A 14,578-nucleotide genomic window follows, 5' to 3' on the forward strand; every position below is an offset into this window, starting at 1 on the left:
TGCTCATTGCAGGAGCCCCTGCAGGGAAATTGAACCTGTCGGGTGGACTACACCGTAACGGGGAAACCTTAGCAGCCAGTCAAACAGGCTGGGCTGATGGCAATCCCGTGGAAACCTGCAACAATGAAGTACGGCGGGGTTCCGTAGAGACTATACGTGTAGCGCCTGAGATGGCGAAGAGATAGTCCAGACCACAAACTGACGCCGTAGGTGTCATCCCCGCGAAAGCGGGGATCCAGTCGGTATAGTCAGGCTGTGAAAACAGTAGTTGGTAAGCTAAGCCGAGGGTAGCAGGTTCGAGTCCTGCCAGGCGCACCAAATCAGGCAGTACAGATTTTATGGTGGGAGTAGCTCAGCTGGTAGAGCTCCGGATTGTGGCTCCGGTGGTCGTGGGTTCAAGTCCCATCTCTCACCCCAAACTTGATGGCAACCAATGCAGGGCGTGAGCCCTGCATTGTTGTTTGCTGATGTATCAACAGCGGGCGCAATGTCCGCGAATGGCAAAAAATGAAGGGCCGTTAGCTCAATTGGTAGAGCAGGGGACTCTTAATCCCAAGGTTGGAGGTTCGATTCCTCCACGGCCCACCAAACTGAAAAAAGCCGTTCAGGTTGCCCTGAACGGCTTTTTTTGTTTACCGATATTATACGGCTAGAATTGCATGGGGACGCGGAAGGTTATGGCGATATCGGATGCATCGTTGGTGAGGCCGAGGCCTATGTTGCTGACGATGGATGTCGAGTTGTTGAGCGCGTAAGTGGCGCCGAAATTCATGACGCCGACATTGGCATCGCTACCGATGATCCTCTGACTGACGCCATTCTGCGTCACCTCGGATTTCATGCTGTACTGGTGGCTGTATGACAGCGACAGGCTGAAGCGCTCATTCAAGGCAAAGGCCGTGCCGAAACCGAAACGTATGGCGTCGCCCAGCTTTACGTCGCCCGGCTGGTTGCCACTGGTCGCGTTGATGTCGTCAAAACTTTCCTCGATGTTGTAGGTATAGCCGGCATTGGCGAACACGATAGCCGGGTCAATGGTCTTGAGCACGGATACGCCGCCGGTCACACCCCAGACGCCGTTGCCCGTAGGCAGTTCGGAGGGGAACGTGACATTGTTATTGACGGGATCTACCTGGGTAGGGATACCAAAGGGGTCGGAGCCTGTCGGCGCACGAAAACCGATATTGACGACCACATCCGGCGTGGTCTGGGTTTCCCGGAACAGGCGGTAGTACAGTGCGGCACTAATGTCGCCGAGACCGGTTTCATCAACACTCACTTCACTGCTTTGCGTTGTCGAGCCGCCGACACCGATCGACTGATAGGTTGATTCACGATAGATAAATGGGGCGTTGACCTCTGCCTCAAGGCGGTCCGAAAAGCCATAACGAGCATTCATGTCCAGGGTCATTATATGACTTTCAACCGTATCCACGTTGATCTGGCCGAGGAAAATGGCATCCAGTGCCAGGAAGCCGCTGAGTGCCAGCTGACTGCGATCGGAATAGGAGTAGGTGAAGCCGGGTTCCAGGGTGAGTCGCTGATTGAACAAGGTGTGCTCTTCGCGCAGGACGTCGCGGACACTCTGGCTCGGGCCGGCCTCTTTGACCACTTCCTCCTCGCCCTGGGCCGGGGCGCTCTCCGTGCTGGCTGGTGGCGGACTGTTGTCTGTCTGCGATGTGCCCCTGCCGGCCAATCTTTCCAGCTCGCTATCGGGTACTGATTTTTTGCTGATTCGATTGGTTCCGGCTTTAGCGTCGGTGTTCTCAATCTTTTCGAGACGTTGACTGATTATTGAAATGACTTTTTGCTGCTTTTCAGCTTGCTCCTTCAAAGCTTCCACCTGTGCCCGCAGGCGTTCAACCTCATCTATATCCTCGGCCAGAACGGCAGCGCCCCGGCTGCTCAATAGCGTGGCCAACGCCATGGTATAAACAGTCGTTCTTTTCATTTTTAATGCCCCCAGGTGGTTCCCATATTGCAATTTTTATTAAGCCGCTGTCTGTAACCGGACCACACGATTACCTGCCACTGCCGGCCTTTTGAATGGGAACGCGGATGGGCAAATGCACCATCCGTGTTCGCGGTTTTTGCTCTCTATAACTTATAGCAGAGACGCTTGATAAAATCCTGAATTAGAGGCGATTCAGGCCCCGGGCGGTCTCGATGGCACGGCGCATCTGGCCGTCCATGCCTGCACTGGCCTGACGATCTATACCCAGCTGCAGGCGCGTAACATTGCGTATCTGTTGTAAATTGCTGTTTAGCTGAACGGACTGGTGCAGCCCCTGGCGCGAGAGTATCTGCTGGTTGATACGCCCCTGTCCCGGCACATCAATGCTGACACCGAGGCCGCCATTGCCACTGCTGACCGATAATCTGGCACCGGACAGTGTGGTCAAGTTGGACATGCCATTGCCTGTATTGCCGGGCAGCGCATTGCCACGGCTGCGGCTGTCGATTTCAATAAAGAAATCATTGCTGGCGGAATTGTGGTCGCCGCCGGCCTGAATGGTTTGGACGACGCCGCTCGCATTTTCCGTGCCCTGATTCTGAACCTGGTTGTTGCCGAAATTCTGCTGTGACGGAGTGTTGCCGTCACCGTTTGCCGCGGTTATGTGTGGCTCGAACCTTACGTTCGGTACCTTGCCGCTCATGTCGGCATACATGATGGCGCCCGCCTGGAGCGACTCACCGGCTGCGGTGCGCCACTCGCTGGTCATCTGGATGCCAAAGTAAAGGATTTTATTGCCGTCAATAAAACGGCCCCGCATACCACTCAGTTCACCGTCAGTCAGTTCGCGTGCATTGCTGAAAGCGGAAGTATCAGGCCAGGCTGCCTGGGCTGCCGGCGCTGTCGTTCCGACTGTTATGCACAGTAGAGCACTGGCCTGAACGATAAACCAGTGACGCCTTACAAATCGAGTGTTCATCTCTCTAGTCCCTCAAAAAGGCTATCGATATAATCAAAATAAATCGGCATGTATGAAGCCGAAATCCAGTAATCTATGCTTGGGCACCGGCGCAAACACGTCGGTTAGTTTGCGTGCCGTCAGTGGCTGCCGGGGCTTGAGCAAAACGGTATTTTCATTGAATCCCTCGCCAACTATGGCGAAAATGATGTTATTCCAAGAAGCGACAAATTCATCACGCTCCATGATGCGGTTGCCCAGTGCAGGGTCGCCGACATAGACACGATCGCCACTGGTCTTTTTCATGATGACGAAATGCTTGTAGCCATTCAGGTCCAGTAGCACGATAACCGGGATGGATACATCATCGAGCGTTTCAGTTTCAACCTGGTAACCGCGGCCACGCAGCCCCAGTGATTCGACATAGTTCTTCAGGTCCAGCAGGGAAAAACCCCTGGCCTTGACAACTTCCGGGTCGGCGACATCCAGCATGCCGTCGAGCACATCAAGCTCGGTAATGCCTTCCTGGCCGTAGGCATACCTGAGGATGGTTGCGACGGATGCGGCACCACAGGAGAAATCGGTTTGCTGTTCAACGAGATTTTCGTAGCGACGTTCGCGGATGGATTGCACATTCTTGGTGATCATGGTGCCGGGTATGGCATTGCCGAACTTGATCCCGGCGGCCTGGCTTGTCTCTGGTATGCTGACAAGCAGGGTCGTAGCTAGCATCACTGCGCCAACCATGCCGCTGATAATATTCCTGTCATTTACTGACAACATGCGCTTCTGTCCATGGTCGTCGACTGCTTCCCTGCCAATGTACCGGCCCATCCCTGGAGAAAAATCCCGGTCCGCTTGTGGCGGACCGGGAACTTGTATCAGCATTTATATATTATGCTGGTCTTTGTAATGGTGCTTTTATAATTCACCACCACCATTACCACCACCATTGCCACCGCCATTACCACCAGTCGCGGCTGCAATCGACAGCGAGTTGCGCTGCAGATTGTTGCTGCCGGCAGCGACGTTCACGCCGATGTTGCCGCTGGCACCGCGCAGAGCATTGCCACCGAAGGTAGCATTGTTCTGGTGATAGACGATGACGTCTTCAAAGGTCTTGCCATAACCCGAGGCGGCACCCTTGAGCACGATGATGCCGGCTTCCCTGAAGCCGAATTCACCACTTTCTTCACCAGCAAAGCGGCCATTTTCCTGATCGGCATCGAAGTCAAGGTGACCAACTTGCTGACAGTTTGAACAGGGATGATTCAGGGTGTCCGGGTCACTGGGGTTGTTGCTCATCCAGATTTCCGGATAGACGTTATTGGTCTGTTCCCATTCACCCGAATAGGTGCCACCACCACCACCGGCGTAGCCGCCGACCATGACCAGGTTTTCACGATAGACAAAGCCCTTCTCCAGCGTGACCACCTTGCCGGTATTATCGGTGTAGTTATCAAAGCTCTGCTGAACGCCGGCTGTGGTCGCATCCGCCGAACCGCTGGCGGTATTAACCGAAGCTGCCAGTGAATTCTGCTGGGCATTGGCGACACCTGCGGCAATGTTCACACCGATATTGCCAGTGGCGTTTTGCAGGGCGTTGCCACCGAGCGTGGCGTTGTTGGTAGCGCCCTGGTTGTCGACCTTGTTGTTGGAAGCAGACTGGGCCGAGAACGCCGCTGACTGGGCAAACACGGTGGCCGCGTCAGAAGCGGACAGGGCCGCATCGTTGGCCTGCTTGTTGTCGTCACCAGCAGTAACGTTGACACCGATGTTGCCAGAAGCGCCACGCAGGGCGTCGCCGTTCAAACGGGCATTGTTCTCGCTGAGCTTGTTGTCAACGTCGACATCGTCGGTCAGCTGCTTGCTGTCAACGGTGGCGCCGCTGTAGTTGCCCGGGTCGACTTCGGCGTCGATCTTGACGTCGATGTACTTGTCGGTATCGGCGTTATGCTCGAGGTCTACCTCGATATCGTTCTCAAACTCGGAATCGATTTCGCTGTCGGTCTCGAAGTGGTTACCACCACCGTTCGGATAACCGCCGTTGCCTGCCAGCACGAGCGGCGAAGCTACCAGGGCAGCAATCGCCAGCGCCAGCGGAGTCAATTTAAAGGTTTTCATGGTGTATCTCCTGACTTATTAGTTTGTGCTATATTATTACTGGCTATCCCATCGCCCCGTTACGGCCCCATTTGGAGGCTGAAACTGTTGCGAGTGGCATTGCCTGTACCCGCTGACTGGTTGACCTGGATAATTCCCCGGGCACCACTGAACGTCGAGCTCTCTATCTCGATTTGACGCTGTGGTGTCCCGGAATCCGGGTCGCCGGTCAGTATTTGCTGATTGGACAGTACCTGACCCAGACTCATGTCGGTCAGACTGCTGCCTTTTATGCCCAGAGCCATACCCATCGTATTGCTCTGTACATTCGTTTGCCCCGCCGCCTGGTTGACCGTGATCCATCCCACGGCATTGCTGAAGGCCCTGTCGCCAATGCGTACAGATGCCTTGTCCGGCGCGAAGCCACTATTCAGTAAAGCCCGCTGCACTATAAGGTTGGTTATATGCGCGTATTCACCCAGCGCCATGGTGCCGGCGTTGTTCTGCAGGTTGTTGTCCCCGGCCGCCATGTTGACGTTGATCGCCCCGGTCACGCCGCTGAGCGCGTTGCCATTCAGAATGGTTCTGGCTGAATAAAACGAATTTGCGGGGGAGAGTTCCTGTGCCAGTGCGGGAGCCGCTGTTAGCAGACTGACGGCCAAGGCCGTTATCATTTTTTGCAGACAGCCTGAGCTGGACCATGCAAGCCACTGGTTTGCTATTGATTGACTGGTGGTTGATTGCAGATTCATGGTTTTCTGTCTTGTCATTTTATTGTTGGTTTATGGCGCCCAGCGACTGCTTGAGCGTATCCGAGAAGCCGGACATGACGCCGCCGATGCTGCCGCCCCTGCCGCTTTCTGCATTGAGGATGCCCATGAGCCGACCGCTGCTGCTGTTTGCCTGGGAATGGCTGCCACCATTACGGTTTAGGTTATGGCCCTGTTCCATGCCGAGTGCCTGATGCAGCTGTCGGGCCGGCGCGGGTGTGCTGTGCACACCTGCTGCCTGGCTGTCCGACAGTGCAATTCCCATCATGCCATCCAGTTGATTATTGACCTGGTTGTTGACTCCGTTGCTGAGTTCGCCAGTACGACGCAGATTGATCTTGGTGGTGATCGGGCCATTGTCACGGTCAACCCGGTTCATGGGTGCCGGCTCGACTCGGCGTATCACAACCACTTCACCGGGATTGACGCCGGGTCTGAGGTTGGGGGAGCTGTCCTGAGCTTGGAGCACAGGTGAGGCGGCGGCGAACAGCAGCATCAGAAAGATTGCCTGGGACAGAATGATTACTCTGTGTGTTTTGATGGTCATTGTCATTGGCCCATCTTGAGGCGGTTGTTCTGGCTGTTGTTATGACCATTGCTTTGCATGACGGAAGTACGATTGCCACTGGAGCTGGTTTCGTCCCAGAGAATGACGCCGGTTTCATTACCGTTACTCGCTTGTATCAGCATGGGTTCGGTAAACAGACCGCGAACCTGGCCCAGCTGGTCGTCGTTTAAGGGCGTGTGGCCGCTGATATTTCCTGTCGTCGTGACACTAAAGCCGGCGTAGGCGTAATGTACGCCCGCAGGAGCCGGTCTATCTGCCAATTGTTCAGCAGCAACCGGCGAGGTGGCACTAAGCAGAGCGAATGAGAGCGCCATAAGCAGCGATAAGGGGCGCTGCCAGGGGGTATGGCAACTAACGCGTGCTTGATTGTTTTGGAGTCTATTCACCGTCCGCTTCCTCACCGGTTGCTGATGTGAATAGACATAGCAATCGCTATGCCAATAGGTATGTGGCTGTTTTTGTTAGGAAAGGGTTTTTACCGCTTGATGACGACTGTAAAGCTATCGATACGGGCTGTAGGCCCCATCAACCTTTATCAGACTGAATGGGCCTGTTTGCCGCTGTTATGGAAGTGATACAGGAATGATACAGTTTGCTGGCATGCTGCTGATTGTCGGTCGGTCAATGCTTGCCGGCGTGGGGGATGTGATGCTTTTCCAGTAACCGGTACAGGGTGACTCGTGAGATGCCGAGTTCCTGGGCCGCGCGTGAGACGTTATTCTGATTGCGCATCAAGGCAGTATGGATGGTGTTCTTTTCCACCTTGTCACGTGCCTGTTCCAGCGTAACTACGACGCGTTTGGATTTGCGACGCTCCAGGCCGAGATCGGCAGGCCGTATCAAACGGCTGTCACACATCACCATGGCCCGCCGCATGCGGTTGATCAGCTCGCGCACGTTACCTGGCCAGTCGTACTGGTGCATGATGGTTAGGGCCTGTTCGCTGATGCCAGTCAGGCGGCTGCTTTTCTCGCAACGGAACTTGTGGAAGAAGAAATTGGCCAGGACTTCGATGTCTTCCTGACGCTCGCGCAAGGGCGGTGTTTTTATAGTCAGGACATTGAGGCGATGATACAGGTCCTCACGGAAACGTTTTTCGGCCACGGCCGTTTCCAGATCGACGTGCGTGGCAGCCAGCACACGCACGTCCACGGGAATCTCCTGGCTGCTGCCGACGCGCTGGATACAATGGCGTTCCAGAAAACGCAGCAGGTTGACCTGCAGGTCGAGTGGCAAATCGCCAATCTCGTCGAGGAAGATGGTGCCACCGGCGGTCGCTTCAAAATGTCCGGCCTTGCGTTGATTGGCGCCGGTAAAGGCGCCTTTTTCATGACCGAACAGCTCGGATTGAACCAGGTTGGCCGGTATGGCGGCGCAGTTGACGGCGTTGAACGGTCCCTGGGCGCGTTTTGAACGTTCATGAATCGCGCGTGCCGTCAGTTCCTTGCCTGTGCCTGATTCGCCGGTTATCAGAACCGGGGCGTCTACGGCCGCGATCTTGCGGATATCTGCAAACAGTTGCCGCATGATGGCGGTACTGCCGACCATTTCGTATTCATTATCGGCCTGCTCATTCTGGCCGCATTCGGAGAATGATAAACGTGCCATGGCCCTGGCATGATCGAGTACACTATCCAGCCTGGCCGCGTCCCCAGGTATTGTGTGATAGGCGAAGAACAGGCTGTGGATCAGTTGCTGGACATTGCAGTTGCCAAGCGCCGGCGTATCAACGAGGGCGATCCACTCGGTTTGTTTGCCGTCGACAAGCTCATCCAGCTCGGTCTTGGCGGGCAGGTGTTTGGGATTGAGGTGCGCCAGGCCAACTTCACAGGGCTGCTTGTCCAAATAGAGCCCGGCCTGATCCCAGTCGCTGGCGTGCTGTACGGTCCAGCCACACGTGCGCATGTCATTGGCAATCTGCTGCAGTTCACCCTGCTTATTATCGCCGACGAACAGCAACGGCTTATGTGCATCCATTGCTTTATTCCTTCCTGTGCTACAGGCATAAGGACTCTTAGCGTGGACCAGTGTGGGTACTGGCAACTCCGGGCGGGCATATTGTTATGGTTATACGGGAAGAAAGTATTGCCCTCGACCGGGTGCTCTGGACATATGCCTCCCCGGCATACGTCACCCCACTGATCAGGTAACTACAGTTAATAGCAGAGGGGGGTGGCTATTGCAAATGACAGTTGTTTTAAATTAGACCATGTAATTTTAATCGATTGCCGGACGCTTGATTTAAATCAACAAATGACTCTAATCTGTATTCTCAAGATTAAATGTCTCAAGCTTTGATATATAAGGAAAACAGATAACGGCCCGGATTGGTTGTCAAGAGAGACTTAACAGGCTGCCCTGGTCGGGGCAGCCGGGATAATAATTAAGTCTGTAAACCGGTGTGTTGATAAACTGGTTCATGACTGGCCACGACGGCCGGCGGGAAACGGCAGGATGCTCCACCTGCTCAGGGGGCAGGGCGGCATGCAAAATGATAATTACACGATTCTGGTAGCGGACGACGATCGCACGACCCGTAACGTGCTGGCGAGTCTGCTGGAAAACGACGGTTTCAATGTCGAGCTCGCCGACCGTGGCGAGAAGTGCCTGTTCCTGGCCCTGGAAAAGGACATTGATGCGTTCCTGGTCGATATCCGCATGCCCGGGCTGGGCGGGCTGGAACTGTGCCGCAAGCTGCGCGCACACGATCGCTATCGCATTACACCGATTATCTTCATCACCGCGCTGGAAGAAGAGGAAATGCTGGCCGCGGTGTTCGATGCCGGAGCAACGGATTTTATTGCCAAGCCAATCAATCCCGTTGTACTCAAGGCCCGCCTGCAGGGACATATCCAGAAGGTTGAATACTACCTGGAAATGGAACGTGTCCGGCGTTACCTCAATCGCTACGTATCGCCACGGACCCAGCGTATGGTGGAAGCCTATGCCACCACGGATGAATTACCGGTGCCGGAGCGGCGCGAAGTCTGCATCATGTTTTCCGATGTCCGCGGTTTCACGGCCCTGAGCCGCAGGACCGAACCCGAGGTGTTGTTCAACTCGCTGAATCGCTTGCTGGCCATGCAGGTCGATATGGTTTACCACTATGGCGGTTACATCGACAAGTTTTCCGGCGATGGCATCATGGCGATTTTTGACGGTGACCATAAGGCTCATAGCGCCTGTCGCTGTGCTCTGGAAATCCTGCACCAGGCATCCGGCATGCAGGGTGTCGCCGACCAGCCGAGTCTGCCGGTGGCTATTGGCATTGACATGGGCCCGGTACTGATCGGGAATATCGGCTCGCAGGAACATCTGGACTATTCGGCCGTGGGGCAGTCCGTTAACCTGGCTTCCAGATTGTGCAGCAATGCCGAATCCATGACCATCGAGGTGTCCGGATCGGTGGTGGCGGAAACTGCCGATGAATCATTCCGCTTCAGTGCGCCGGTGTCGGTGAACATCCGCGGTATCAGTGAACCTGTCTCGATTTACCGGCTCCAATAGGCTGGTAGGCCCGGTGTGCCTGTAGGCTGTATAAGTGATTTGCTAACCAGATGAATCGGTTGTGCCAATGGATGTACTACGCGCTTTATTAATGTCAGTCGTGGTGGCGTCGTCGCCGCTCGCCCTGTCTGACGAGCCGGCCACCAGCAAGCAGGACGGCAACGATCGGGCGGGCGTGCCCTCCGGCACGCTGTTGATGCCCGGACAGGACAGCGCCAGTGGCCGGCAGACGCAGTCCGAGTCGCGGCGCAAGTGCATGCGGGTGTGCCGTGAATGGGGCGAGGATTGCATCATCGATTCGAAACAGGGCACGCGCAAGTGCCGCCGCAGCTGCAAGCAGTTCGGAATGGAGTGCTTCTAGATCGCTTGCCGTGCTAGCGGCTGGCGGACTCGGTCCCCTCGTCCTCTGCCGATGGGTAGCCGGCCGCGTCGAGCTTGTCACTGAGCATCGGCCGGTTGTAGCCGGCGACCATTTCCTCGCCGACCGTTACCACCGGTACTGACAGTTCGCCGCTGATCGACAGCAACTCTTCCTGCAGCTCGGCGTCGTCGGAGACATTCTTTTCGCTGTAGGGCGTACCGCGGTTATCCAGGTAGTTGCTTACCGCGTCGCAGGCCTCGCACGTGGGCACCCGGTAGAGGACAACGGGGCGCTCCGCCTTCAGGGTTTCGAGGTCAGGTGCGGTGTCTTTGGGTCCGGTATAGTAGCTTTTCTTCTCGACCTGGGTCGTGCCCGGCGGACAGCTGGCCTCGAAGGTACGATTGCCGTCGGCATCCTCGCACTGAACAATGGTCGCCGCGACGGCCGGGCCGGTGACGGCGAGCAGGCAGAGACAGGACAATAGCGCGCGTGTCTGGTCCATGGCATACACCCTTCTTTCAATAAATGCCTAATGGCGTCAGTATACACCGGCAATCAAGCTACGCACCGGGTCAACGGCATTTTCGTGTGCCGGAGGGTTACAAAGCCGGAGCCCACCTTTATAATTCGTCTGCAGCTTTGGTCGCCTGCTGCGCTCTGTCACGGTATACCCCAGCGACAGGTGTCAGCCACGCGGCGCCGTGACAGGCGCTGCCCGCACAAGACAGTACAAGCGCGAAAGTGGCGGAATTGGTAGACGCGCTGGCTTTAGGTGCCAGTGGGGCAACCCGTGAGAGTTCGAGTCTCTCCTTTCGCACCAATCGCGTATTTATCACTTAAGTTATTGTTTTTAAATATATAATTCATTAGGTCTGAGGACAGATCATGCAAGTTTCCGTAGAAGAACTGGGATCGCTGGAACGCCGCCTGCGCGTCGAGATCCCTGAAGATAGAATTGCCGGCGAGGTTGAAAACCGCCTGAAAAACCTGTCGCGCACCACCCGGATTGACGGTTTCCGGCCGGGCAAGGTGCCGTTGAAACTGGTCCAGAAGCGCTATGGCCAGCAGGTTCGCGCCGAGGTCATCGGCGAGACCATGCGCCAGACTTTCTATGAGGCGGTGACCGAAAAACAGCTCAACCCGGCGGGTCAGCCGAAAATCGAGCCGCAGGAAACGGAACAGGGCTTCACCTACACCGCGACGTTCGAGGTCTACCCGGAGGTCAAGCCGGTGGCCCCGGATCAGCTCAAGGTCGAGCAGCCGGTGTGCGAGGTCAATGAGACTGACGTTGACCAGATGATCGAGACCCTGCGCCAGCAGCAGAAGCAGCTGGAAGCCGTCGAGCGCGCCGCCGCCGAGGGCGACACGGTCAAGGTCGACTTCACCGGCCGCGTCGACGGCGAGGTGTTCGAGGGCGGCCAGGGTACGGATTTCGATGTCGAGATCGGCGCCAACCGCCTGATTCCGGGCTTCGAGGAGGGGCTGGTGGGCGCCCAGGCTGGCGACACCCGTAACCTCAGCCTGAAATTCCCGGACGATTACGGCAAGGCGGAGCTGGCCGGCAAGCCGGTCGAGTTCGAGATCACGGTCAAGCAGGTCCAGGAAGCCCGGCTGCCGGAGCTCAATGACGAATTCTTCCAGGCGTTCGGCGTTACCGAAGGCGGCATGGAGGCATTTCGTGCCGAGGTGCGCCGGAATATGGAGCGCGAGGCCGAGCAGACCGTACGCAACCGTACCAAGGAATCGGTCATGGATGCGCTCTATCAGGCCAACAGCGTCGAGCTGCCGGCGGCGCTGGTCGAGGCCGAGCAAGATCGCCTGCTGGAGCAGACCAAGAACAACATGCGCCAGTACGGCATCGGCGACGAGCAGCTGGAGGCCATGGGCATGGACAAGTCCAATTACCTGGAACAGGCGCAAAAGCGCGTGGCGTTGCAGCTGCTGGTGCGCGAAATGGTCAGCGAGCAGGGCATCAAGGCCGAGACCAGTGAAATGCGCGAACTGATTGAAAAGAACGCCTCCGGCTACGAAAGCCCGGAAGAGGTGGTCAACTGGTACTTCGCCGATCAGCAGCGTCTTGGCGAGGTCGAGGCCCTGGTCATCGAGGACAAGCTGATTGACTGGCTGCTGTCGCAGGCCCAGGTCAGCGAGACGCCGTATACGTTTGACGCTCTGATGAATAAAGGGCAGACTGAGTAATCGCCGTGATACTATTTTCTACTGTTGATTCAAATACATGAGTGCACCTAATACGCAAGCTTTAAATCTCGTGCCGATGGTCGTCGAGCAGTCCGCTCGCGGCGAACGTGCCTATGACATCTATTCCCGGCTGCTCAAGGAGCGGGTGGTGTTTCTGGTCGGCCCGGTCGAGGACCAGGTTGCCAACCTGATCATCGCCCAGTTGCTGTTCCTGGAATCGGAGAACCCGGACAAGGATATACATCTGTATATCAACTCACCCGGCGGTTCGGTGAGCGCGGGACTCGGCATTTACGACACCATGCAGTTCATCAAGCCCGATATCAGCACCATGTGCGTCGGTCAGGCGGCGAGCATGGGATCGCTGCTGCTGGCGGCCGGCGCCCCGGGCAAGCGTTTCTGCCTGCCGCACTCGCGCATCATGATCCACCAGCCGCTGGGCGGTTTCCAGGGCCAGGCGACGGATATCGATATTCACGCGCGCGAAATTCTCAAGGCGCGTGAACAACTGAACCAGATATTGTCCAAACATACGGGACAGTCCGTGGAACAGGTCCAGCAGGATACCGAGCGCGATCGCTTTATGGGCGGCGACGAAGCGGTGACCTACGGCCTCATCGACGACGTCCTGAGCGAACGCAAACCGGTGCCCGATGTTGCCAGTACGTGACCGGCTTAGTAAGGTGAGCGTCAGTATTTCATTCAATGTTGACTCGAAGGTGTTGTAAATGAGTGACAGCAATCAGGGCAAGAACGGCGGTGACAGCGATCGGCTGTTGTACTGCTCGTTTTGCGGCAAGAGCCAACATGAAGTCCGCAAGCTGATAGCGGGCCCGTCGGTCTTCATCTGTGATGAATGTGTCGAACTGTGTAACGACATCATTCGCGAGGAGATCGAGGAAAAGTCCATGCCCGGGTCGCGCAGCAGCCTGCCGACACCGCATGAGATCAAGGAAGTACTGGATGAGTACGTCATCGGCCAGGAGCAGGCGAAGAAGATCCTGTCGGTCGCGGTGTACAACCACTACAAGCGCATGGACAAGACGCAGCACAAGTCCGACGTCGAAATTACCAAGAGCAACGTGCTGCTCATCGGCCCGACCGGTAGCGGCAAGACGCTGCTGGCCGAGACACTGGCGCGCGTTCTGAATGTGCCGTTCACCATCGCCGATGCCACGACACTGACCGAGGCCGGTTATGTCGGCGAGGACGTTGAGAACATCATCCAGAAGCTGCTGCAAAAGTGCGACTACGACGTCGACAAGGCGCAGCAGGGCATTGTCTACATCGATGAAATTGACAAGATTTCACGCAAGTCGGACAACCCGTCGATTACCCGCGATGTGTCCGGCGAGGGTGTGCAGCAGGCGCTGCTGAAGCTGATCGAGGGCACCGTCGCTTCGGTGCCGCCGCAGGGTGGCCGTAAGCATCCGCAGCAGGAATTCCTGCAGGTGAACACGGACAATATTCTGTTCATCTGCGGCGGCGCGTTTTCCGGTCTCGACAAGCTCATCCGTGAGCGTTCGGAGAAGGGCGGTATCGGCTTCTCGGCCGAGGTCAAGGGCCAGCATGACAAGAAGAGCGCTACCGAAATACTGCACTCGGTCGAGCCCGAAGATCTGGTCAAGTACGGTCTGATCCCGGAATTTGTCGGCCGCATGCCGGTGGCGGCGACGCTGGACGAGCTGAACGAGGATCAGCTCATTACTATCCTGCTGGAGCCGAAGAACGCCATCGTCAAGCAGTACCAGAGCCTGTTCGAAATGGAAGGCTGTGAGATCGAGTTCCGCGAGGACGCCCTGCGCGCCGTCGCCCGCAAGGCCATGGACCGCAAGACCGGTGCCCGTGGTTTGCGCTCGATCCTTGAAAACGTGCTACTCGACACCATGTATGAATTACCGTCGATGGAAAACGTCACCAAGGTGGTCATCGACGAGGCCGTCATCAAGGGCGAGTCCAAGCCGCTCATTATCTATGAGGGTTCCGACATGCCCAAGGTGGCTTCCGACTGAGAACCAGAGCCGGCGGAGACACTGGCCGGCGCGATGCTGTGGTATATTGAATACGACAGATGGCCGGTTTTTCAGCCACATCCATCTTTACATACGGCCGGTAATGACACCGACCGTGTCCCCGACCGCTGTCCCAGCGGAGGTAT

The 14,578-nt window shown here is 56.5% G+C and carries 14 protein-coding genes and 3 tRNA genes; 8 read left to right on the forward strand and 9 right to left on the reverse strand.

All coding sequences use genetic code 11. The annotated features are described in order from the left end of the window. Positions 1-341 precede the first annotated feature (341 nt). Both J2T55_RS04890 and J2T55_RS04895 read left to right on the forward strand, forming a co-directional pair. Positions 342-417 (forward strand) — tRNA-His (locus J2T55_RS04890). Positions 418-512: 95 nt separating this feature from the next. Next, positions 513-588 (forward strand) — tRNA-Lys (locus tag J2T55_RS04895). A gap of 61 nt (positions 589-649) precedes the next feature. Here the strand turns inward: J2T55_RS04895 and J2T55_RS04900 are convergent. The 8 genes from J2T55_RS04900 to J2T55_RS04935 form a co-directional block, all read right to left on the reverse strand. Further along, on the reverse strand, positions 650-1,951 hold the full coding sequence (locus J2T55_RS04900) for a transporter (RefSeq protein WP_259054587.1): 1,302 nt from the start codon (positions 1,949-1,951) through the stop codon (positions 650-652). A gap of 184 nt (positions 1,952-2,135) precedes the next feature. After that, positions 2,136-2,774 (reverse strand): hypothetical protein, encoded by a 639-nt coding sequence (locus tag J2T55_RS04905; protein ID WP_259054588.1) that lies wholly within the window; start codon positions 2,772-2,774, stop codon positions 2,136-2,138. A 192-nt stretch (positions 2,775-2,966) separates the two neighbouring features. After that, a complete protein-coding gene (locus tag J2T55_RS04910) occupies positions 2,967-3,695 on the reverse strand; it encodes a C39 family peptidase (protein ID WP_259054589.1) in 729 nt (242 codons plus the stop codon). Positions 3,696-3,833: 138 nt separating this feature from the next. Then, the gene (locus J2T55_RS04915) at positions 3,834-5,036 is read right to left on the reverse strand and encodes a hypothetical protein (RefSeq protein WP_259054590.1); all 1,203 of its coding nucleotides are present in this window, start codon (positions 5,034-5,036) and stop codon (positions 3,834-3,836) included. 59 nt (positions 5,037-5,095) lie between these two features. Next, positions 5,096-5,785, reverse strand: a complete 690-nt coding sequence (locus tag J2T55_RS04920; RefSeq protein WP_259054591.1) for a hypothetical protein — start codon at positions 5,783-5,785, stop codon at positions 5,096-5,098. A gap of 1 nt (position 5,786) precedes the next feature. Further along, positions 5,787-6,281, reverse strand: a complete 495-nt coding sequence (locus J2T55_RS04925) for a hypothetical protein (RefSeq protein WP_259054592.1) — start codon at positions 6,279-6,281, stop codon at positions 5,787-5,789. 53 nt (positions 6,282-6,334) lie between these two features. After that, on the reverse strand, positions 6,335-6,739 hold the full coding sequence (locus J2T55_RS04930; RefSeq protein ID WP_259054593.1) for a hypothetical protein: 405 nt from the start codon (positions 6,737-6,739) through the stop codon (positions 6,335-6,337). A gap of 235 nt (positions 6,740-6,974) precedes the next feature. After that, on the reverse strand, positions 6,975-8,330 hold the full coding sequence (locus tag J2T55_RS04935) for a sigma-54 dependent transcriptional regulator (RefSeq protein WP_259054595.1): 1,356 nt from the start codon (positions 8,328-8,330) through the stop codon (positions 6,975-6,977). Positions 8,331-8,837: 507 nt separating this feature from the next. Here J2T55_RS04935 and J2T55_RS04940 point away from each other — a divergent pair. Both J2T55_RS04940 and J2T55_RS04945 read left to right on the forward strand, forming a co-directional pair. After that, positions 8,838-9,860: an adenylate/guanylate cyclase domain-containing response regulator gene (locus J2T55_RS04940; protein ID WP_259054596.1), complete on the forward strand. Its 1,023-nt coding sequence runs from the start codon at positions 8,838-8,840 to the stop codon at positions 9,858-9,860. Positions 9,861-9,927: 67 nt separating this feature from the next. Further along, entirely contained in the window at positions 9,928-10,221 is a 294-nt protein-coding gene (locus J2T55_RS04945; RefSeq protein ID WP_259054597.1) for a hypothetical protein, read from the forward strand. Between the two features lie 13 nt (positions 10,222-10,234). Here the strand turns inward: J2T55_RS04945 and J2T55_RS04950 are convergent, their stop codons facing one another. Continuing rightward, entirely contained in the window at positions 10,235-10,723 is a 489-nt protein-coding gene (locus tag J2T55_RS04950) for a glutaredoxin family protein (protein WP_259054598.1), read from the reverse strand. A gap of 233 nt (positions 10,724-10,956) precedes the next feature. Here J2T55_RS04950 and J2T55_RS04955 point away from each other — a divergent pair. The 4 genes from J2T55_RS04955 (at position 10,957) to clpX (ending at position 14,432) form a co-directional block, all read left to right on the forward strand. Beyond that, a tRNA-Leu gene (locus J2T55_RS04955) sits at positions 10,957-11,041 on the forward strand. A 65-nt stretch (positions 11,042-11,106) separates the two neighbouring features. Next, positions 11,107-12,420: a trigger factor gene (gene tig, locus J2T55_RS04960; protein ID WP_259054599.1), complete on the forward strand. Its 1,314-nt coding sequence runs from the start codon at positions 11,107-11,109 to the stop codon at positions 12,418-12,420. Positions 12,421-12,457: 37 nt separating this feature from the next. After that, entirely contained in the window at positions 12,458-13,090 is a 633-nt protein-coding gene (gene clpP, locus J2T55_RS04965) for an ATP-dependent Clp endopeptidase proteolytic subunit ClpP (RefSeq protein ID WP_259054600.1), read from the forward strand. Positions 13,091-13,148: 58 nt separating this feature from the next. Next, positions 13,149-14,432 carry an ATP-dependent Clp protease ATP-binding subunit ClpX gene (gene clpX / locus J2T55_RS04970; protein ID WP_259054601.1) on the forward strand — a complete coding sequence of 428 codons (1,284 nt, stop codon included), beginning with the start codon at positions 13,149-13,151 and terminating at the stop codon, positions 14,430-14,432. The last annotated feature ends 146 nt before the right edge of the window (positions 14,433-14,578 follow it).

The sequence above is a fragment of the Methylohalomonas lacus genome (assembly GCF_024808875.1).
Lineage (GTDB): Bacteria > Pseudomonadota > Gammaproteobacteria > Methylohalomonadales > Methylohalomonadaceae > Methylohalomonas > Methylohalomonas lacus.

What these genes read in the sequence shown, in the direction of transcription:
- J2T55_RS04900 (WP_259054587.1), bottom strand. Translation starts at nt 1,951, where the DNA reads ATGAAAAGAACGACTGTTTATACCATGGCGTTGGCCACGCTATTGAGC.
- J2T55_RS04905 (WP_259054588.1), bottom strand. Translation starts at nt 2,774, where the DNA reads ATGCGGGGCCGTTTTATTGACGGCAATAAAATCCTTTACTTTGGCATC.
- J2T55_RS04910 (WP_259054589.1), bottom strand. Translation starts at nt 3,695, where the DNA reads ATGTTGTCAGTAAATGACAGGAATATTATCAGCGGCATGGTTGGCGCA.
- J2T55_RS04915 (WP_259054590.1), bottom strand. Translation starts at nt 5,036, where the DNA reads ATGAAAACCTTTAAATTGACTCCGCTGGCGCTGGCGATTGCTGCCCTG.
- J2T55_RS04920 (WP_259054591.1), bottom strand. Translation starts at nt 5,785, where the DNA reads ATGACAAGACAGAAAACCATGAATCTGCAATCAACCACCAGTCAATCA.
- J2T55_RS04925 (WP_259054592.1), bottom strand. Translation starts at nt 6,281, where the DNA reads ATGCTGCTGTTCGCCGCCGCCTCACCTGTGCTCCAAGCTCAGGACAGC.
- J2T55_RS04935 (WP_259054595.1), bottom strand. Translation starts at nt 8,330, where the DNA reads ATGGATGCACATAAGCCGTTGCTGTTCGTCGGCGATAATAAGCAGGGT.
- J2T55_RS04940 (WP_259054596.1), top strand. Translation starts at nt 8,838, where the DNA reads ATGCAAAATGATAATTACACGATTCTGGTAGCGGACGACGATCGCACG.
- J2T55_RS04945 (WP_259054597.1), top strand. Translation starts at nt 9,928, where the DNA reads ATGGATGTACTACGCGCTTTATTAATGTCAGTCGTGGTGGCGTCGTCG.
- J2T55_RS04950 (WP_259054598.1), bottom strand. Translation starts at nt 10,723, where the DNA reads ATGGACCAGACACGCGCGCTATTGTCCTGTCTCTGCCTGCTCGCCGTC.
- tig (WP_259054599.1), top strand. Translation starts at nt 11,107, where the DNA reads ATGCAAGTTTCCGTAGAAGAACTGGGATCGCTGGAACGCCGCCTGCGC.
- clpP (WP_259054600.1), top strand. Translation starts at nt 12,458, where the DNA reads ATGAGTGCACCTAATACGCAAGCTTTAAATCTCGTGCCGATGGTCGTC.
- clpX (WP_259054601.1), top strand. Translation starts at nt 13,149, where the DNA reads ATGAGTGACAGCAATCAGGGCAAGAACGGCGGTGACAGCGATCGGCTG.